The sequence below is a fragment of the Puniceispirillum sp. (SeqCode) genome (genome assembly GCF_965657105.1).
Taxonomy (GTDB): Bacteria; Pseudomonadota; Alphaproteobacteria; order Puniceispirillales; family Puniceispirillaceae; genus Puniceispirillum.
In genome coordinates, this window is the sequence record NZ_CBFHNB010000013.1 from 1 (window position 1) to 20,635 (window position 20,635).

The window sequence follows — 20,635 nt, forward strand, 5'->3', positions numbered from 1 at the left end:
AAACATATATATATTTGACGATTATAGTGCGGAAACTATAGGATAGGCCTAGGATAGCTCACCATCTACACCTGCTAGCGGCGCGGCCGAAATCCACCCCCCGCCAAGCAGATTTTCAGGATCAGCCGCATCATAGATTGCAGCTGCTTGCCCCACGGCAATGCCAAATTGCGGATCATTCAGCCGCACAACCGCACAGCCGCCCTCACCTGCCTCAAGGATGGCAGGCATCGCTGGGGCGGTATTGCGCAAGCGTGCCAGCACTGGATGCCCGGCAACAGGCGCACCACCCCCAGCACCCAAGCTTGTCTCGCTCAGATGCACCTCATAACAGGCAAGTGCGCTTTGCGGGCCAACAATGACACGATGCGCGGCCGCATCAATACCAACAACATATAACGGGCCATCAGCTTCATCAGCATCCTTGCGCCCGCCAATGCCAAGTCCGCGACGCTGACCAATGGTATAATCGATCACACCCTTATGCTGGCCCAAAACAGTGCCATCAAGATGCACAATATCACCAGCCTCGACCGCACCTGGTCGCAAACGCCGCACAACATCGCCATAGCGGCCATTTGGTACAAAGCAGATATCCTGGCTGTCAGGTTTTTCGGAGACCGCCAAACCATATTTGCGCGCCAGATCGCGCGTTTCATCCTTGGTCAGCCCACCCAGCGGAAAGCGCAGATAATCCATCTGCTCGGCGGTGGTCGCAAACAGGAAATAGGATTGGTCCTTGGACGCATCAATGCCGCGCCGTAATACTGGCCCTTGCGGCGTTTGAAGACGCTGGACATAATGCCCGGTAGCCAGACAATCCGCACCAAGTTCCCGCGCGGTTGTCAGCAAATCGGTAAATTTGACTGTCTGGTTACAGCGCACACAAGGGATAGGCGTTTCTCCGCGCAAATAACTATCGGCAAAATCTTCCATCACCTGGTCGCGGAATTTAGATTCATAATCCAACACATAATGCGGAATGCCCAGTCGCGCCGAAACTGTCCGTGCATCGTGAATATCAATGCCCGCACAACAAGCGCCTTTGGTTTGAACCGCCACACCATGATCGTAAAGCTGCAAGGTGATGCCAATGACTTCATAGCCCTCATCATGCAACATCGCAGCCGTGACGGATGAGTCAACACCGCCTGACATTGCCACGACAACGCGAGTATCGGCAGGGGCTTTGGCAAAGCCAAGCGAGTTTATGGCTGATAGATCAGCAGTCGGCCTATCTGTAGCCTGCCCCGACGCAGATGCCCTGGCAATGTGCGCATTTTGGCTAGCTGTTTCAGCCACAGACATTGCTATAATCCCTATATATCATCCGGAATTGTCAGACGTAAGCCGTCAAGCTCGGCTGACATTTTCAGCTGGCAACCAAGACGTGATGTTTCGGTCAAACCAAACGCAAGATCGAGCATATCTTCTTCATCTTCGCTTGGCGCTCCGGTTTTGGCAAACCAGTCTGCATCAACAATCACATGACAGGTTGCACAAGACAAACAGCCCCCACAGGTACCTTCGATACCAAGATTGGCATCGCGGCCAGCTTCCATCACAGTCACGCCCTCATTGACGTTGACATTCAACTCAGTGCCATCTGGCTTTACAAAGATGATGTTTGGCATCGCCGTCACCACTCCTATTTGATTTGGTTGTATCATCGGCTTGCACGCAACTACCGATCTCAATTCTACCGCTTGTACAGCCCAAGAAAGACATCTGCAAGCCTTTCAAAGTCGGTTTTCTTAGTTTGCCAGCCCCCCGAAATGCGGACAGCCTGACCAGCCAGATCTCCAGCCCCCATCGCGGCCAGCACATGACTTGCTTTGACCTTGCCTGATGAACAGGCTGATCCGGCACTGATCGCGGCACCCGCAATATCAAGTGCCATAACCATGGTTTCGGCAGACTTGCCTGCGATTGCGAGACAACTGGTATTTCCCATGCGCGGCACCTGCTGGCCAAAAACGTGCGCCTCTGGCATATGCGCCAGCATCATATCTTCAAACTGGTCACGCCATTTAGACATTGCTTCATAATGCGCCACATCGCCAAAGGCAGCCGATGCAGCGGCGCCAAATCCGGCAATGCCGATAAAGTTTTCTGTGCCTGAGCGACGTCCCTGCTCCTGACCGCCGCCCCGTAGCAAACTTTGCAACGCATTACCCGGTTTGACCAACAAAGCACCGACACCCGCCGGTCCGCCAATTTTATGCGCCGACAGGCTAGCATAATCCAGATCCAGCGCGGCAAAATTGAAATGATCCTTGCCCAGCAACTGCACCATGTCGCTATGCACAGCTATGTTATTTTCACGAGCCAACGCGACAAGTTCGGCTACGGGCTGAATAACGCCTGTTTCGTTATTGGCCGCCATTACCGATAAAATTGTTGATGACCTTAAATCATCAGGTAATCCGGCAAGCACAGCACGCGCATGTTCCAGATCAATCACCCCGTCTGATGTCACATTGATGACGCTGGTTTCGGCACCAGCTTGTCCGGTAAGGGTATCTACGTTAAGGGTATCTCCGGTAAGGGCGCGCACCGAGTCATGCTCGATCGCCGAGATGACAACATGCCTAAAGCCAGCCAGTGCCAGATTGTTGGATTCGGTGCCACCACTGGTAAACACCACATCTGCGGCTCTTGATCCTGCCAGTAAAGCAACCGATTCACGCGCCGCTTCAACGGTCAGCCGTGCCGTGCGGCCAAACGAATGTACCGATGACGGATTCGCTGGTGCGCCCATCGCTTTATGCATCGCCGCCGATGCTTCAGGGCGAAGCGGTGCCGTAGCATTATTATCAAAATAAAGTGGGCTTTTTCCCATAACGCATAGTTCCAGCTAAAAACTAAAAAAGATAATCAAGATTTATTAGAACGCCTGCTTGGCTGGCTGGTTTTTCCTGCCTTGTTATGAAGCTGGGTTGACGAAACTCGATCTTCCATATCATTGAGACGGGCACGCAAGCTTTGTACTTCATCAACAAGCGCGGTGATGATGCGTTCACGCGGATCGGCATTGGCCATATCATGAACACCATAGGGCTGAAAACTCTCGTCAACAGTTTTCGGCGCTGTCTTATTCGTCATCTGGCGTGCCGGAACACCGACAACGGTTGCGCCCTCTGGCACATCTTTGGTGACCACCGAATTACCACCAACACGCGCACAACGATTAACGGTGATATTACCCAAAATCTGGGCACCTGAGCCAACGATCACATCATCGCCCAAAGTCGGATGGCGTTTGACCGAACGTTGCGATGCGGCATCTACCGCTGGCAACACCCCTCCAAGCGTGACCCCCTGATACAAGGTTACATTATCGCCGATTATGGCTGTTTCACCGATCACGACGCCTGACCCATGATCGACAAAAAAACCGCCGCCAATGGTCGCACCAGGATGAATTTCGATGCCTGTGAGCCAGCGGGCAATCTGCATAATCCAGCGCGCAACAAAACGCAGCCCGATTTTCCACAGCGGATTCGACAGTCGATAGGCCACCATGACATGAAAACTTGGATATAGAATCACCGCGGCAAAACGATTGCTAGCCGCGGGATCACGCGTCATAATTGCCTTTAGATCACGGTTCAAATTTGCAAACATGATTGCAGTTTCTCTCATCTGGTTAACGATCTGCACAAAGCTGGCTTGGCGATCGCGCCTTATTAAGATATAAGCCGTTCATTCAATAGCACAAGTGGAGCAGAAAAAATATGCCTGAGGTCATCATTAACGGCCCTGAAGGTCGCCTTGAATGTCGCTATATGCCTGCCGAAGCAAGTGACGCCCCAACAGCGTTAATTTTGCATCCGGAGCCAGATAAAGGCGGCACCATGAATAACCGGGTGACTTATGCTCTTTACAAATTATTCCAAGCGCGCGGGTTTTCCGTCATGCGGTTCAATTTCCGCGGCGTTGGCCGAAGCCAGGGTGTATATGATAATGGCGAAGGCGAATTATCCGATGCGGCAACGGCTATGGATTGGTTGCAAGCGCAGAATCCATCATCGCGGCAATGCTGGATCGCTGGCTTTTCGTTTGGATCATGGATTGGTATGCAGCTTATGATGCGCCGCCCCGAAATTCAGGGATTTATCTCGGTGACGCCGCCTGCTGTTACGCATGATTTCTCGTTTCTAGCGCCCTGCCCGGCATCTGGATTAATCATGCATGGCGAGCTGGACGAACAGGTGCCACCCGAAAGTGTCGAAAAGCTAGTTGAACGCCTATCAATCCAAAAGGGCGTCAATATTACCGTTGATGTTCTGCCTGGGGCAAACCACTTCTTTACCGAGCATCTTGACCCAATGATTGAACGTGTCGAAGCTTATCTGAACGACTCGATTAACGAAGATGATTTCGACCCGCTTGCCTGATTGAGGCAAATGTTTTTTAACGACTTTTGCACTCTATATTGAATAGAATTGAATGACATGACCCATAAATCTGATCTTATCCAGCACTATACCGACCGCGGCTATATTCATCAGGCTACCAATATCGAAGCGCTAGACGATGCAGCCAGCACCAAGGTTTTACCAGCCTATATCGGTTTTGACTGTACGGCCGATAGCCTGCATGTTGGGTCATTGGTGCAGATCATGATGCTCCGTATTTTGCAGAAAACCGGGCATAAGCCGATTGTTCTGATGGGTGGTGGTACAACCAAGGTAGGCGATCCATCAGGCAAGGATACAGCCCGCCCGTTGCTATCAGATCAGGATATCGAAGCGAATAAGAACGGCATCAAAAAGGTATTTGAAAAATATCTGAAATTTGGTGAAGGCCCGACTGATGCGATTATGGTTGATAATGCCGATTGGTTGGATACGCTTGGCTATATCCGGTTTTTGCGTGACTTTGGCCCGCATTTTTCTATCAATCGCATGATGGGCATGGATTCGGTCAAATTGCGGCTTGATCGCGAACAACCGCTTTCATTTCTAGAATTCAACTATGCGATTCTTCAGGCTTATGATTTTCTCGAGCTGCGCCGCCGCTATGGCTGTCTGCTCCAGATGGGGGGATCGGATCAGTGGGGCAATATTGTTACCGGCATCGATCTGACCCGCCGCGTCGATGCACAGGAAATTTTTGGTCTTACGTCACCGCTTATCACCACGGCTTCGGGTGCCAAGATGGGCAAATCTGCCGATGGAGCGGTGTGGTTGAATGACGATAAATTATCAGCATTTGATTTCTGGCAGTTCTGGCGCAACACCGAAGATGCAGATGTTGCCCGTTTTCTAGCATTATTTACCGAATTGCCTATGGGTGAAGTGCATCGGCTAGGCGCTTTGGCAGGTGCCGACATCAATGAAGCCAAAATTATTCTGGCCAATGAAGCGACAAGCCTGTGTCATGGCACAGAGGCGGCCGCGCATGCCATGCAAACAGCCCAGCAAACATTTGCCGGATCGGGCGTTTCAGACGGTTTGCCACAATTTAATCTTGCGGCAGGACAGGCTGACGGGCTGGACATGGTCGAAGCACTAAAAACTGTCGGATTTGCCACCTCAAACGGCGAAGCGCGACGCTTGATACGCGGCGGTGGTGCACGGGTGAACGATGTAGCTGTTAATGACGAAAATATGCGCCTGACATTGGCTGATTTTATCGATGGCAAGGCCAAGATATCAGCTGGCAAAAAACGTCATGCCATGCTTGTTGCTGGCTAGTCAGCATCCGCACCAAACAGACGTTCGCTTTCGCGCTTTAGCCATTCCGGACTGAATATATCTCGCAGAACACCTGGTGCCAATGACGCCGCATTGATTGATGTTTCAGGATCATCGATATCGCCGATCATGCTGAACTGGGTCGTAAAAATACCAGACTTATCAATGCCTGTCAGCACGTTCCCAAGAAGCGGCACCGCCCCTATTATTTTGCTAAGTTGGTTAGCTGGCACAAGATTTCCAGAAATATCCATTTGACGTGTTTTGTTGTTAAAGCGCCCCACAACAGCCACGCTGACAGCCCCACCGCTGGCTTCCATGCGCGAGATAGAAATATCCGAGCCGCGTTTTTCAAACCTTGCAACGCCATTGCTAAAGGCCGTGCCTTCGCCTTCAACCAGACCGATGATACCTGCTGGCCCCAAAAGCGAAAATATACGGACTGCCCGCGGGGCTTTGACCACATTAAAATCTGCAAGCGTGATGTTGGTATTAAAGGAAGAAAAATCGGTGCTAATGAAGTTATTCTCAAGCCGGACAGATCCTGCGCGTATTGCATCGGTAATTCCAAGCCCGGACAGCATACGTCCCGCATTTTTGGAGGTCAGAACAAGGACTGCCTGTTCGCCGCCATTGCCATTAAATGTGATCTGCGTTTCGGCACCACCAATAAGGCCTACGCCGCTGAGGTGATCACCGCGTGGGCCAAAATCAACTGTCATCTGGCCTTCGCTGACCAATGGTTTACCTTTGGCCAACAACGTGCCGGAAAACACAGCCTGACCATTGCCCGCTTCATCACGCGCGCCCTGAATATGGCCGGATAAAGCGTTTTGTGCGTCGATATAAATCGTGTCAGCGGTTACATCAAAACGAATTGGCGCGCCCCCACCAACACCCTTATTGCGTCGCAATGGCACCAGATCAATCGTGCGGGCAGCCGCGCTAACGCTCCAGCCACCCTTGGCACTTGTTTCGACTATCAGGTCACGTATATCATTGCCTGGCATTGTCAGCTTGTTAAAAAAGGCTGCCTGCAAACTGCCATCAACCCCAAGCGCTAACTGTCCTTTGGCGACCAGCGTGCCTAGTGACAGATCAATATCCTGTATGGCTGTTACCACGCCGTTACGAAGCACAAAGCTGGCATTCACAATACCATCTTCGGCCGGAAACTTCGCCCAATTCAATACTGGCACATTGATCGAAGCGTTGGTCAGATCTGTGGATAGGTTAATCTGTGCATTATTCCATCCAGTCGATGAACTAAAGCCAATTTTAGCACTGGCATTACCCTCAATATCAAGGCCGGACATTTTGGCAAAAATACCCGTCATAATCGGTGATGATTCAAACTGCCCTACAAAATCAACTTCACGCGTTGCTTTGTTGGTTTGAAACGTAAAGCTGGCAGGCATATCAAAAACGCGCGCGTCACCAGTAATATCAACCTTATTCTTTTCAAATGAGGCAATCATTGCCGCCGATTCCAGATTGATGCCAAACGGTAGACCCGTGATTGTGGCATTGCGCGTGGTGGCATTTATAGCCGTGTCGGCATTAGTAAATTTAGCCCCATTGCCTAACGGAAACCGTGATGTTAGTGACAGTTCGGTATCCCCAGATATGGTAAGCTTTTCGAGATCAATTGCGCCTACCTTGCTACGACCGGTACGTTTAAAAATATCCAGCGCCGTTGCCATTCCACCTTGTGCCTTTAACGACAGATCGATCATTCTTTGGTTTTTGGTCAAAATCGGGCCAATCGTCACCCGCCCAGTTTCAAGAACAAAATCTTCGAGCTGTCCCGAAGACGTGGTGATATTAAAGGCGTCATTATTCAGTACAAGATTGGCGTCAATGCCAGTTATAAGTGGCATATCAGGTGCCCATCTAACCGTCGCCCCCCGATATGACCCTGTACCTGAAATGTCATTGAGTGCCGGTTTTTGAGTCTCCGGCACATAAGCACCTGTCATCGATATACGGGCATTATCAACATGCCCTGCCAGAAGATTAGCCTGCATCCAGCTTCGGGTTTTTGCCAGCGCCCAGCTTGGCCATAAGGCCTGAAAAAAGCGCGTATCAAGATTATCAGCTTCCAGACTTACGCTGAAATCCCGCGGCGTCCAGTCTGGCGCAACAATTATATTACCATTCAGCGTGATTGCACCCCCATCGGCAAAATCTGCGGTAAAGCTCTCAATCGTCAGATCATCTTTGCGAACCGCCATCTTTACTGCGGCCTTTTGCACTGGCATCGATTTTGTGAAATCTTCCAGCAATACCGAACCATTGCTCAGATCAAGTTCTAGATTGGCACTTTTTACCTCGCCACCAACACCGATATTAACATCCATGGCGCCACCAACAGTACCAACAATACGTCGGATCTGACCTCTGGATAAATTGGCACGGACACTGTCAAATTTTGTTGCCAAATCAAGCTTTGATAATTTTAAAACAGACGTGTCACGATTAAAGGTTCCGATAAATTCGGCACCCAGATTGCTGACGATCCCGCCTGAAAATTGACTTTGAAGCTGAGCCTTTAATGCGGGGGCAAGGTCATCTGGCCAATCATCAAAAATTGACTGTAACCGCACACTATTGGCATCGATTTTCCCTGACAAGATCGGCGTTGGCGCGCTAAGCTTTTCAATATCACCGGAAAAGGTGAAAGACCGATTATCATCCAGCAGGATTTGTGCTTTGGCCACTGTCGCAACATCAATATGGCTAAGATAGTCAAACGCAATCTCGGCTGACTTAAACGCGCCACGTTTTTGATTAGCCGTTTGTGACAGATAACCATCGGTTACAATAACATCACCAAATATGGATGTGACAGCCTGACGCCGCATCTGCACTTTCAAAAAACCAGACAATGTGCCGAAATGACTTTGCCTTACCATTTCAAGATCAAGATATTCGGCAATATCTGCCAGATTGAGTTCATCTGCGGTGATGTCAGTAATGAAATCTTCGCCTGTCGGCAAACCGGCAAATGTAATCGCCAGTCGCCCCGCATCTACGCCATCGATCAGTCTTTGTCCGCGGACGCCACCAGCAATCTGCCCTGACTCTTCGAGCTGGGCGTCAATATAAATACTGGTAAGCTGGATCGGTGCCAATGCGCCTGTGGCGTCGGTAATCGTAACAAGATCAGTCTCAATACTAATCTGTTTCAAACCTGCAAAATTTAACCGATTATTATCTTTCGTAGGGTCAGTTTCCGACTTTGCAACATTGTCTAATGGCACCCCCAGCAAGGCGTTAAGCAAAGCGGTAGATTCCGAACCTGACCAGCCTGTTGCCGATTTGAAAAGCTGAATTTCGATGCCCCGCAAATTGAGCGCCAGCGGCATACCTGTCCACAGGCTTTTAAAACCAAATTTGACCTCGCCTTCAGGCACGATGACAGCGCCATCATCAAAACTAAAGGTGATGTTTTCTGCCATTACAGATAGAGGAGTTGGTGAAATGGAAAATGCTAATCGCGCCGCGCCAACATCCGCAGATACCTCGGCAGATATTTTGGAAAGCTCATATTCCAGAATCTGGCGTATACCACCTGCCTGCACGATTACAAAGCCAACGATGCCACCAAACAGAATAATAATAAGGAGTAATGTTGTGAATAGGAGCTTCACCTTGCCTGCGCCTGATGTATGGCCCATTAAAGACACCCGTATGACTCCTGTTATTCGGTTGTTCTAGATAGTATGAATGCTAGTGACAATATAACATTGTCTTGCAGACATCACTATCATTCCTATTTAATAGTTCAGAGTGCTAACATTAATCCGATCCAAGAAAAACCGGAGAATTTAATATGCTTGAAACTGGAATGGCTGTTCCTCAATTCGTCGTACCTACAGATAAGGATGATTTCAATATCACAGATCATCATGGCAAAAAAATGGTGGTATTTTTCTTTCCACGTGCAGACACATCTGGCTGTACAAAGGAAGCCATCGGCTTTTCCGAATTAATCGATGATTTTGCCGCCGCTAATTGTGTGGTGATCGGCATCTCGAAAGACAAGCCTGCCAAACAAGCCAAGTTTCGGGAAAAATATGGCCTGACCTGTTTTCTGGGCGCTGACCATGAAACCGATATTTGTGAACAATTTGGCGTCTGGGTCGAAAAATCAATGTATGGCAAAAAATATATGGGGATCCAGCGTGCCAGCTTTCTGATTGACGCTGAGGGCACCGTGGCTGAAACATGGCCAAAGGTAAAAGTTGACGGACATGCCGAAGCTGTCCTTGAAGCGGCACGCGCCCTATAAATAGGTATGAGACAAAGCAGATATGAGCCACGCTTCGCTGACTAGCGGCATTGTCGATTGTATTGCCACCAAAGATGCTGTGGCAAAAGCCCGTAATACACGGGCATTGGTTGCGCAATGGCATGCTGGCAACATTACCGATATTGGCACATGCGCCCCGCCTGAGCGTCCCGGACGCCCGCCCCTGCCCGCATTACGGCCACCGCGCGATGTGCCAAAACGCCGTATTACCGGTGGCATCGCTGGCCGCGTCGCCTTGATACATGCCATCGCCCATATAGAGCTGAACGCGATTGATCTGGCGCTTGATATGGCCTGCCGGTTCACTGACCAGCATTTGCCACGCGACTTTTATCATGATTGGCTGTCCGTTGCCGATGATGAAGCGCGCCATTTTCTGATGCTCAATGACCGGCTGGCTTTACTTGATGCACATTATGGCGATTTACCTGCCCATGACGGATTATGGCAAGCGGCACAGGAAACCGCGCATGATTTACTGGGGCGTCTGGCAATCGCACCTCTGGTGCTGGAAGCACGTGGGCTTGATGTCACGCCAACCATGATCGACAAACTCAATGCTGTTGGAGACAGTGAAACGGCCGACGCGCTTGGCATTATCATGCGTGACGAAGTGGGGCATGTTCTGATTGGCAAGCGTTGGTTTGACTATGTATGCGGCTTGCATCGGCGCGATCCAGTCAGCAGCTGGCATATGCTGGTAAAACGCTATTTCAAAGGCCCGCTTAAGCCGCCTTTTAATATAGAAGCCCGTGAGGCAGCCCATTTCTCGGCAGCGTTTTATGGCCCGCTTTCCTATCGCGATGATCTTGTTTCATCGGCAATTCCGGGCTAAATGCAATCGATTAAACGGTTTTGGATAATAATCGTTACAGCCTCTTGGCGCGCCTATTCGCGTTGCATACCGACGCGGGCGGCAAGGCTGGCCTCGATAAAACTATCAAGATCGCCATCAAGAACACCTTGGGCATTGCCTTTTTCGACATTCGTGCGCAAATCCTTGACCATCTGATAAGGATGCAGAACGTATGAACGTATCTGATTGCCCCAGCCTATATCGGTTTTGCTGGCGGCGGCATCAGACGCGGCTTCTTCACGTTTTTGCAATTCCAACTCGTATAAACGCGCTTTAAGCATATTAAAAGCCGTTGCCCGATTACGATGCTGAGACCGGTCATTCTGGCATTGCACAACAATATTGGTCGGTAGATGGGTGATACGGATCGCCGAGTCGGTTTTATTCACATGCTGTCCACCAGCCCCCGAAGCGCGGTAAGTATCAATGCGTAGATCCTTATCCTCGATCTCAATTTCAATATTATCATCGACCACTGGATAAACCCATGCGCTGGCAAAACTGGTATGCCGCCGTGCCGAGCTATCATAAGGCGAAATGCGCACAAGGCGATGTACACCGGATTCGGTTTTCAGCCATCCATAAGCATTTTCACCGTCAATGCGCATGGTCACTGATTTGATACCTGCCTCTTCACCCGCACTTTCTTCGATCATATGCACCTTATAGCCACGCTGTTCGCACCAGCGACCATACATTCGAACCAGCATCTGCGCCCAGTCCTGTGCTTCGGTGCCACCAGCACCTGCATGGATTTCTAGAAAGCAATCATTCGCATCAGCTTCACCGGATAACAGGCTTTCAAGCTGGCGTTTATCCGCCTCGGTCACAAGCTTTGTCAGCGCCGCTTCGGCTTCGGCGACCACATCATCATCGCCCTCGGCAATCCCAAGCTCGATCAAAGCTACAGAATCATCCATTTCGGCTTGCATGTCCTTGATAAGATTAATCTGACGCTCAAGCCGGTTTTTTTCTCGCATGACATCCTGTGCCACCGCCTGGTCGTTCCAGAAATCGGGCATGGTTGTTTGCGCTTCCAGATCACCCAGACGCGTGACTGCCATCTCGAAATTGACATGTTTGCGTAACAATTCCAGCGTTGATGAAATAACATCGATTTTGGCTTGAGTTTCGGCCTGCATCGTCTCTCTCTGTTTATAAAGCTTGCACGTTCCTAAACCGACAACGCCACGCTGACAAGTTTATATAATCTAGAATAATTCCTGTGTCGCCAGTCCATTGTCTGCCCCATTGCTGTTAGCACTACTTGGCGCATCGATTAACTGACCACCTGGCCGCTGACCTGGTTTGAACACCTCAAGGATAGCTTTTTCATGGGTTGGCAACACCCGCTCGCCAGTTTCGGCATGTACGGGAATAATAGAGATACCATTCGGACGACGGAACGGTATCACCGGCTTATCGGCAAGTGCCTTGACCATGAAATTACCAAAGATGGGGACTGCCACAGTCGAGCCTGTTTCCCGTTTGCCAAGCGGGCGCGGCTTGTCATAGCCAACAAATACACCCACTACCATATCCGGTGCAAAGCCAATGAACCAGCCATTCGTATTGTCATTGGTGGTTCCTGTCTTGCCAGCAAGCACAAGATCAAGCCGTGATAGCAAACGACCTGTTCCGCGCTGAATAACACCTTCGAGCATCGATACCATCTGGAATGCCGACGCTGGCGAGGTCAGCTGCGATCGCGTGTCAGGCAAATCGGGAATAGCTTGATTGTCCCATAAAGCGTTTTCACAGCCGTCACATTGCCGTTCATCATGCCGGTAAATGGTTTTGCCATGCCGGTCCTGGATCCTGTCGATCAAACTTGGCGTAACCTGCTTGCCGCCATTGACCAGCATGCCATAGGCCGAGGTCAACCGCATCAGATTGGTTTCCCCCGCACCAAGCGACATTGACAATAAAGGCGGCAAATCTTCATTAATCCCAAACCGGCGCGCATAATCCTGGATTTCAGGCATGCCCAGCTTCATTGCCAGACGCGCTGTCATCAGGTTGCGTGACTTTTCGATGCCAACGCGCATAATCGACGGGCCATAAAACCGCTTGGTATAATTGGCCGGCTTCCATTTAGGCTTGCCCACACCCTGATCAACGACCAGTGGCGCATCTAGAATTCGTGTGGTTGGCGCATAACCATTATCGAGGGCTGCCAGATAGACAAAGGGTTTGAATGCCGAACCGGGCTGGCGCATCGCTTGCACGGCACGGTTAAATTCGGAATCAGCGTAATTATACCCCCCACTCATCGCCAATAGCCTACCTGTATGCGGATCCATTACCACAATCGCGCCTTCCACCGCTGGCCGCTGGCCCAGGGCAAAATGATGCGCTTCTGGCTTGAAACCATCGCGGATCAGATCAGGCGTTTCGGATGGTGGTTGGACAATGACAATATCGCCTGCCGAAATGGCATCGCGCAGATCCGTAAGCGGCTGCGGGCGCACCCCGTCGGCATCTCGCGGCGGATAGGCCCAGAATGCCAGCTTGAAAGGTATTGTCGCGGCTTTGCCATTCACATAAATCTGGGCCTCGCGGCGCGCCACATCGGTAACCAGGGCGGCATAATGTTGCGGGCGCAGCTGTTTCTGATAGCGCGCCAACGTTTGGGCAACATCCTCGCCAGCTTCAAGACGGCCAAGCGGACCACGCCAACCCTGACGACGATCAAGCGCTTCAAGGCCACGTTCCAGCGCAGTTTCAGCAAGCGATTGCAGATGCGGATCAAGGGTCGTGCGTATCGACAGCCCCCCACCATAAAGCGCCTCTTCGCCATAATTTTTCATGATCTGACGGCGAACTGACTCAGTGAAATAGGGCGCATCAGCCCCATCAGCCCCTGTATCCGGCACGATCACCAGCGACTTGCTTTGAGCTGCTTCAGCCTGTTCAGCCGAAATATAACCATTTTCCTGCATCTGGTTCAGCACCCAGTTACGCCGGGTCACCGCCGCCTTGGTTTTGCGGATTGGATGATAATTACTAGGCGCCTTTGGCAGGGCCGCAAGATAGGCCATTTCATCCAGATCAAGCTGGTTAAGCGCTTTGTCGAAATAGTTAAGCGCCGCCGCCGCCACACCATAACTGCCCATACCAAGATAGATTTCATTGAGATATAGCGCCAAAATCTGATCTTTGGTAAAGGCGCGTTCCATGCGCAATGACAATATCGCTTCCTTGATTTTGCGGTCGATTGACACCTCATTGGTTAATAGAAAATTCTTTGTAACCTGCTGGGTAATGGTCGAAGCCCCAATCAGGCGTTTCCCACGCCCATAATTGACAACATTTGTCGCCATCGCCCGCGTCAGGGCTTTTAAATCAAGGCCAAAATGACTGTAAAAGGCTTTGTCCTCGGCAGATATAAACGCATGAATGAGTTGCGGCGGTATCGCATCAATAGGCACAAAAAGCCGCTTTTCATTGGCATATTCAGCCAGAAGCGCGCCATTGCCAGCATGAATACGGGTCACCACAGGCGGTTCATATTTTGCCAGCTGGCGGTAATCCGGCAGCCCTTTTCCATATGTCCAGAAAACCCACAGCACAGCCGAAATGCCGACAATTCCGGCGATGATAACCAGCGAAATAATGATCGATAAAGCTTTTGTCATGCCGCGCAAGATAGACCATAAATTAGGCGATGATATGGCATGCCTTAACGGCGGCGCATAACCATTACCAGCGTCATATCCAGTTCCATCATCATCATTATTATTTAGCGAATTATCAGACACGGAACTGGTCACAATTTTCTTGAAATTTACACACTGGTTTGCACATTGATGCCCCGATCATGAGATATGGCCTCGACGATGTCAAATATCCCGTCCCAGAACAGAACCGCTGACTCATTTGGGACCATGTTTCTGTAGATAGCTAATGATGGCCTTGGTCAGACGTTGGCACAGCAGGCGGCGGTATTTTGATGATCGCAAATTCGCTTCATCCTTGCGGTTTGACAGGAACCCCATCTCCACCAGAACCGATGGCATATCAGGTGCCTTTAACACAGCAAAGCCGGCAAAACGATGTCCACGGCGATCACCGCCACGCAAATCACGTATCTGGCTTAGAATATCGCTGGCAAAATGTGTTGACTGATTCATCGATTCACGCTGGAACATACGCAACAATTCACTGGCCACATCGGAATCCTCAACCCCCAAATCAGGGCCACCAATCAAATCTGCCTTATTTTCCTTACGCGCTAAGGCGGCAGCTTCTTTATCTGATGCGGTTTCTGACAAGGTGAATACGGACATGCCGTGCGCCGATTTATTCGCCGCTGAATCCGCGTGCAGAGATATAAACAAGTCAGACTTTTTCGTCCGCGCCAGTCTTATGCGTTCGCGCAATTTCAAAAACCGATCATCTGTGCGCGCCAGAATGGCTTTCACGCGGCCAGTTGCATTCAATTGCCGCGCCAATTCGATTGCAGCGGCTAGTGTAATGTCCTTTTCCTTAGTTCCTGCCAGCCCGATGGCGCCCGGATCCTTGCCCCCATGTCCAGCATCAATAAAGACAACCCATTTCTGGGGGGGGCGTTTTGGCACCGCCATGGCAACAATCTGTTCACCAGGGGCGAGTTGACCTGCACTGTCTGGCTTGGGCTTTGGCACAGTCACGGTTCTTTTGACAGGCACTGTACTAACGCCATTTGCGTTGGATATTTCTCTGGCCAGTGCCTTGGCCGTCAAATCCGGACGCGCGGCAAGCGCCCGTGCCGCCAGTGTAAAGGCTGTTGGACCATTATCAATCATATCGATAACAAGCCGATGCCCGCCTGCTGTTGGCGGCAGCCGAAAGATGCGTTGCGGGGCGGCAGGCGCGGAAAGTTCGATCACTAATCTACCCGTATCAGGCTTTGGCGTGCCAAAGCGGTAGGCACGGGCTGGTGATTTGGATAAAGCCCCTTTACGCGGTAAATTTGATGCCTGCCAGCCAGTCTGTTCAAGGTCAACCACCAGCCTGTAGGGTTGTTCCAACAACAGCATTGATGCTTTTGCAGGATTTTTGGTTTCGATGACAAGCCGAAGACCTTTAACTCCATCAATAGATATATCGCCAAGCCGAATGGCGGTGACATTATTCCCGGCTGCATATGATGGTGACACCAGCACTATGGAAAGCACAAGAACACCACCCGAAACCGATCGCAGAATGGGGATCAAACCATGCAGATACCCAACAGCATTGCGCAGAAACAGCCTCGCAAATGATAATATCGCATGTGATGAACAGATTTCAAAATCAGATGCCAGCATATATCAAAAGGTCTTTCGCATTGAAAATAACTATTCAGCCTCACAATTGAGCATGGACGCAACTTTTCAGGTCAGAATACCATATCGCAATTAGTCTGTTTCGTACTCTTAAATCAGCGCGTGATAATTGACCTATTGGCAAAAACCTTATCACGGGTGTATAACGTATCTAGGTAAGTATCAATGTCGCAATTTTCGCCGCATGAAATATACCAAAACAATGAATTTCCGCCACCGGTGGATGATCGGCGCAGTTAAGCCAGACCTTGTTTATAAAGTGTCCCGCGACTGAGACAGACCGGTCAATCACCAACGGCGTCATGCCTAATAACACAAACTTTGGACTGCATAATGCTAACACCAATAACATCAAAACACTTTCAAAGAGCCTCTTGCTCGGATGTTGTGCTGTTTGAAGCTGATGATACCAGTCTGAATCAACATTACCTGCCTTCAACACTCAGATTTTCAAGCCCTAGCGGGATAACAGTGTCGAACGCCGGGGAAAGACAAACGAATGACCAAGCGCCTATTGATAGATGCACGACAATCCGAAGAAACGCGGGTTGTGCTTCTAAGTGGAACACGCATTGAAGATTTTGACTATGAGACCGAAAATCGCAAGCAACTAAAAGGCAATGTATATCTGGCACGAGTAACGCGTGTAGAACCGTCCTTGCAAGCTGCCTTTGTCGAATATGGCGGTAACCGCCAGGGTTTTCTTGCGTTTAGTGAAATCCATCCGGACTATTACCGCATCCCCATCGAAGATCGCGAAGCCTTGCTGGCGGCCGATCGTGCCGAAGCCCAGGATGAGGATAGCGAGAAAGACGCCGAAGACGGTCTAGAAACTGTTGGCGGTGAAGACGGTGACGAAGACGAAATCCGTCCAGCGCGCAAAGTCCGCAAATATAAAATTCAGGAAGTCATCTCCCGCAAGCAAATCATGCTTGTTCAGGTTGTAAAGGAAGAACGCGGCAATAAAGGCGCGGCGCTGACCACCTATCTGTCTTTGGCGGGACGGTATTGTGTGCTGATGCCAAATAACAGCCGCGGTGGAGGTGTTAGCCGTAAAATTACCAATATTGCTGATCGCAAACGGCTAAAGACTGTTGTTGGTGGGCTGGATATTACCGATGGTATGGCGGTGATTGTCCGCACCGCCGGCTCCAAACGCACCAAAACCGAAATTGCCCGTGATTACGCCTATCTTTCCAAATTATGGAATGACATTCGCGAACGCACGCTTGAGTCCCAAGCCCCCTGCATCATTCACGAAGAAGGCAATCTGATTAAACGATCAATCCGCGATATCTATACCAGCGAAGTCGAAGAAATTTTGGTTGAAGGCGAAGAGGCCTATAAAGCCGCACGCAATCATATCAAAATGCTGATTCCAAGCCATGTCAAAAAGGTCAAGAAGCACGAAGATGCGATCCCGCTATTCCAGCATTATCGCGTCGAAAGCCAGATGGACACGATCCATAGCCCGCAGGTAACGCTGAAATCAGGTGGCTATCTTGTGATCAATCAGACCGAAGCTCTGGTTGCTGTCGATGTCAATTCAGGGCGGTCAACACGCGAACGTAATATCGAAGAAACTGCCCTCAAAACCAATCTTGAAGCGGCTGACGAGCTGGCACGCCAGTTACGTTTGCGCGATCTGTCAGGTCTGATTGTTGTTGATTTCATCGATATGGAAGAAAACCGCAACCAAAATGCGGTTGAACGCCGTATGAAAGACGCCATGCGCAATGACCGGGCGCGTATCCAGATCGGCTCTATAAGCCATTTTGGACTGCTCGAAATGTCACGCCAGCGTCTGCGTCTCAGCATTAATGAATCAACCAGCGATTTGTGCCCACATTGTGAAGGCACTGGACGGGTTCGTTCGGTCGATACGGCCGCCCTGCAAACATTACGCTCGATTGAGGATGAAGCGCAAAAAGGTAAAATGGACGAAATGCACATCACCGTGCATCGGGACATTGCCCTGTTTATACTCAATCATAAGCGCGATGCGCTGGCTGAATTGGAAAGCCGATACGGCATTATCATTATGCTTTTGTCAGATGACACGCTGATCTCGCCAGAATATCGGATCGAACGCGTCGGTTGGCAAGGCAAAGCCCCGCAACAGCAAAACCGTGGGTCGCCTAAACCAGCCAATAATAATAATCGCGCCGATAACAAAGACGCTAGAAACGATAATGCTAGCGATACAGCGGACACGGCAGATACAGATGAAGACGCCCAGACGGCCAGTGACGCTGGTGACAATGATGCCGCGTCAGATGAAGATCAACCAAAACGGCGGCGTCGTGGACGTCGTGGTGGCAGACGTCGGCGGCGGCGCAACGGTAATGAAAATGACATTGCAGCAAATGATGATGGCTCGAATAACGAAAATGAAGGCCAGACCGCAACATCGGACGCTGGAAGCGATACTGTTGCATCTGCCGATGCGACCACTGATTCCGCCAGTACCGCCGATAAAGCCCCTGCCAAGAAAAGCCGCGGCCGTGGACGTAAAGCCACATCGGTAGCTACCGAAGCCGTATCAGCTGAAACGCCAGAAGCCCAGAGCAACGATAACGCTGATACAACGGCCAGCGTTACTGAAGGTGAGGCTAAGCCAAAGCGTCAGGCACGTAAGAAAGCTGCGCCAAAGGCAAAAGCTGATAATGATATAACAGCCGAAGATGATGCGCCTGCCAAAGCCACGCCAAAGAAAGCCGCAGCTAAGAAAGCCGTGGCCAAGAAAGCAACAAAAGCATCGACGAAAGCCAGTACGGCTGATGCTGATGCTGATAGCGAGACCAAAGTTGCGGCAAAGAAAACCCCCCGCAAAGTGGCCGCCAAGAAAGGCACAGCAAAGACCGCCAGCCCAGCAGCCAACCGAGCCGCCAACAAGGCAGCATCGTCGGTTGACACGGCCACAGCTATCAGCAATGGTTCCGATAATGACGCTACCACCGCAGATGCACGAGCACCTATCAGCTCGGCACCGCAGGATGTAGTCGATGTTGATGGTAATAAGCCAGCAGGCAAAACCCGTCGTGGCTGGTGGTCACGCGGCTAGAACCTCAAAAAAAGATAGATAAACGTCGCTAGCTCATGCTGGCGGCGTTTTTGTTAGTTTGATATTGACCTATATAGGTTTCGGAATAGCCCTATGCCGTTTTGGCTAGACGCGGAAGCCAATCATTGATCCGCTGGCAGGCGTTACGGATATCATCTGTGCTACCGGCATAGGATAAACGCAGGAATTTCCGTCCCTCTTCAGGATCAAAATCAACCCCAGCTGTGCAAGCAACGCCCGTGTCTTCAAGCAGACGATTGGCAAAGACAATTGAGTCAGACGTGAGGGCGCTGATATCAGCATAAAGATAGAACGCCCCATCAGAGGGTGCCGCATTCCCCAGAAATTCCGGGGGTAAATGATGCAGAAGAATATCGCGATTTTCCTGATACCGTTCAATATGCCCGTTCAGTTCGTCATAGCAATCAAACGCTGCCTGCGCACCATACTGATTAAGCGTTGTAGCCGAAATATAGAGATTCTGGGCTAGCCGTTCGGCTGTTTCGCGTAAATCGTCAGGCAGAATCATCCAGCCCAACCGCCAACCTGTCATGCAGAAATATTTGGAAAATGAATTGATGATGATCGCGTTCTTATTATGCACAAACGCCGACGTGCTTGGCCCTTTAAAAGACAGCCCATGATAAATTTCGTCCATAATCAGGCGTACCTGATGTTTGTCGCACCAGGCGCAGACCGCTTTGATCTCTGCATCGCTCATCACCACACCTGTTGGGTTGGCTGGGCTAGCCAAAAGCAACCCATCAGGCAGATCACCTGTATCAGCAAGTGCATCAAGATCAGCAATCCAGTTCTGTTCTGCTCGTGCTGGCAGTGATACAGGCTCTAATCCCAGTGATATCATGATATTGCGATAAGCAGGATAGCCCGGTGTGGTGATGGCAATCTTGTCACCGCGATCAAACGCCGACAGGAACGCAATCACAAAGCCCATCGATGATCCGGGTGTTATCGCAATATTTTGCCAATCTGGCCGCGCGCCATACCAATCCTGATAATGCGCCGCGATACGCTGACGCAGGCTTTTCTGACCAAGGGCAACCGAATAACCATGCGAAGATAGTGTGGATAGTGACTTTGTCAGAGCGTCACAAACCGCAGCTGGTGCTGGCGTCGAGGGTTGTCCCACCTCCAGATGTAGCACATCATGGCCTGTAGCTTCCATGGTTTGGGCACGCTGCATCATGGACATGGCTAGAAAAGGGGAGAGCTGATTGCTGGTTGTTGATTTCAGTGTCATTGATTTTCTTTGAATATCTCTGTTTTAAGCAATTAAAATTAATTATGCCAGCAATTTAAGACATAAAATTGTGTATGAAGTGTCATGCCTAGCCCTAAATAGTTTTTTATGCAAACTTTAAGCCCGTT

Annotated in this window: 14 protein-coding genes; 5 read left to right on the top strand and 9 right to left on the bottom strand. The window is 50.3% G+C overall.

Annotated features, from left to right (window positions below):
• Positions 1 to 48: 48 nt before the first annotated feature.
• The 4 genes from mnmA to cysE all read right to left on the bottom strand — a co-directional run bounded on the left by mnmA (position 49) and on the right by cysE (position 3,627).
• Entirely contained in the window at positions 49 to 1,308 is a 1,260-nt protein-coding gene (gene mnmA / locus ACTF7Q_RS03200; RefSeq protein WP_438996407.1) for a tRNA 2-thiouridine(34) synthase MnmA, read from the bottom strand.
• Between the two features lie 11 nt (positions 1,309 to 1,319).
• Positions 1,320 to 1,634 (bottom strand): 2Fe-2S iron-sulfur cluster-binding protein, encoded by a 315-nt coding sequence (locus tag ACTF7Q_RS03205; protein WP_438996408.1) that lies wholly within the window; start codon positions 1,632 to 1,634, stop codon positions 1,320 to 1,322.
• Positions 1,635 to 1,699: 65 nt separating this feature from the next.
• Positions 1,700 to 2,842 (bottom strand): cysteine desulfurase family protein, encoded by a 1,143-nt coding sequence (locus ACTF7Q_RS03210; RefSeq protein WP_438996409.1) that lies wholly within the window; start codon positions 2,840 to 2,842, stop codon positions 1,700 to 1,702.
• Positions 2,843 to 2,877: 35 nt separating this feature from the next.
• The gene (gene cysE, locus ACTF7Q_RS03215; RefSeq protein WP_438996410.1) at positions 2,878 to 3,627 is read right to left on the bottom strand and encodes a serine O-acetyltransferase; all 750 of its coding nucleotides are present in this window, start codon (positions 3,625 to 3,627) and stop codon (positions 2,878 to 2,880) included.
• A 110-nt stretch (positions 3,628 to 3,737) separates the two neighbouring features.
• Between cysE and ACTF7Q_RS03220 the strand changes: the two genes are divergently transcribed.
• On the top strand, positions 3,738 to 4,400 hold the full coding sequence (locus ACTF7Q_RS03220; protein ID WP_013045897.1) for an alpha/beta hydrolase: 663 nt from the start codon (positions 3,738 to 3,740) through the stop codon (positions 4,398 to 4,400).
• Between the two features lie 57 nt (positions 4,401 to 4,457).
• On the top strand, positions 4,458 to 5,702 hold the full coding sequence (tyrS, locus tag ACTF7Q_RS03225) for a tyrosine--tRNA ligase (RefSeq protein ID WP_438996411.1): 1,245 nt from the start codon (positions 4,458 to 4,460) through the stop codon (positions 5,700 to 5,702).
• Here tyrS and ACTF7Q_RS03230 read toward each other — a convergent pair.
• A complete protein-coding gene (locus ACTF7Q_RS03230) occupies positions 5,699 to 9,382 on the bottom strand; it encodes a YhdP family protein (protein WP_438996412.1) in 3,684 nt (1,227 codons plus the stop codon). The genes tyrS and ACTF7Q_RS03230 overlap by 4 nt on opposite strands.
• A 155-nt stretch (positions 9,383 to 9,537) precedes the next feature.
• Here ACTF7Q_RS03230 and ACTF7Q_RS03235 point away from each other — a divergent pair, with 155 nt between their 5' ends.
• Positions 9,538 to 9,996 (top strand): peroxiredoxin, encoded by a 459-nt coding sequence (locus ACTF7Q_RS03235; protein ID WP_438996413.1) that lies wholly within the window; start codon positions 9,538 to 9,540, stop codon positions 9,994 to 9,996.
• 22 nt (positions 9,997 to 10,018) lie between these two features.
• Positions 10,019 to 10,852, top strand: coding sequence for a ferritin-like domain-containing protein (locus ACTF7Q_RS03240; protein WP_438996414.1), 834 nt, complete (start codon positions 10,019 to 10,021; stop codon positions 10,850 to 10,852).
• A gap of 53 nt (positions 10,853 to 10,905) precedes the next feature.
• On the opposite strand, the gene prfB is transcribed toward ACTF7Q_RS03240, so the two are convergent.
• The 3 genes from prfB to ACTF7Q_RS03255 all read right to left on the bottom strand — a co-directional run bounded on the left by prfB (position 10,906) and on the right by ACTF7Q_RS03255 (position 16,164).
• Positions 10,906 to 12,015: a peptide chain release factor 2 gene (gene prfB, locus ACTF7Q_RS03245; RefSeq protein WP_438996415.1), complete on the bottom strand. Its 1,110-nt coding sequence runs from the start codon at positions 12,013 to 12,015 to the stop codon at positions 10,906 to 10,908.
• Positions 12,016 to 12,084: 69 nt separating this feature from the next.
• Complete coding sequence (locus tag ACTF7Q_RS03250) at positions 12,085 to 14,634, bottom strand: penicillin-binding protein 1A (RefSeq protein WP_438996416.1); 2,550 nt, start codon at positions 14,632 to 14,634, stop codon at positions 12,085 to 12,087.
• Between the two features lie 114 nt (positions 14,635 to 14,748).
• The gene (locus ACTF7Q_RS03255; RefSeq protein ID WP_438996417.1) at positions 14,749 to 16,164 is read right to left on the bottom strand and encodes an N-acetylmuramoyl-L-alanine amidase; all 1,416 of its coding nucleotides are present in this window, start codon (positions 16,162 to 16,164) and stop codon (positions 14,749 to 14,751) included.
• Between the two features lie 517 nt (positions 16,165 to 16,681).
• Between ACTF7Q_RS03255 and ACTF7Q_RS03260 the strand changes: the two genes are divergently transcribed.
• Positions 16,682 to 19,246, top strand: a complete 2,565-nt coding sequence (locus ACTF7Q_RS03260; RefSeq protein WP_438996418.1) for an Rne/Rng family ribonuclease — start codon at positions 16,682 to 16,684, stop codon at positions 19,244 to 19,246.
• A gap of 91 nt (positions 19,247 to 19,337) precedes the next feature.
• Here the strand turns inward: ACTF7Q_RS03260 and ACTF7Q_RS03265 are convergent, their stop codons facing one another.
• Positions 19,338 to 20,507 carry a pyridoxal phosphate-dependent aminotransferase gene (locus tag ACTF7Q_RS03265; protein ID WP_438996419.1) on the bottom strand — a complete coding sequence of 390 codons (1,170 nt, stop codon included), beginning with the start codon at positions 20,505 to 20,507 and terminating at the stop codon, positions 19,338 to 19,340.
• Positions 20,508 to 20,635: the final 128 nt, after the last annotated feature.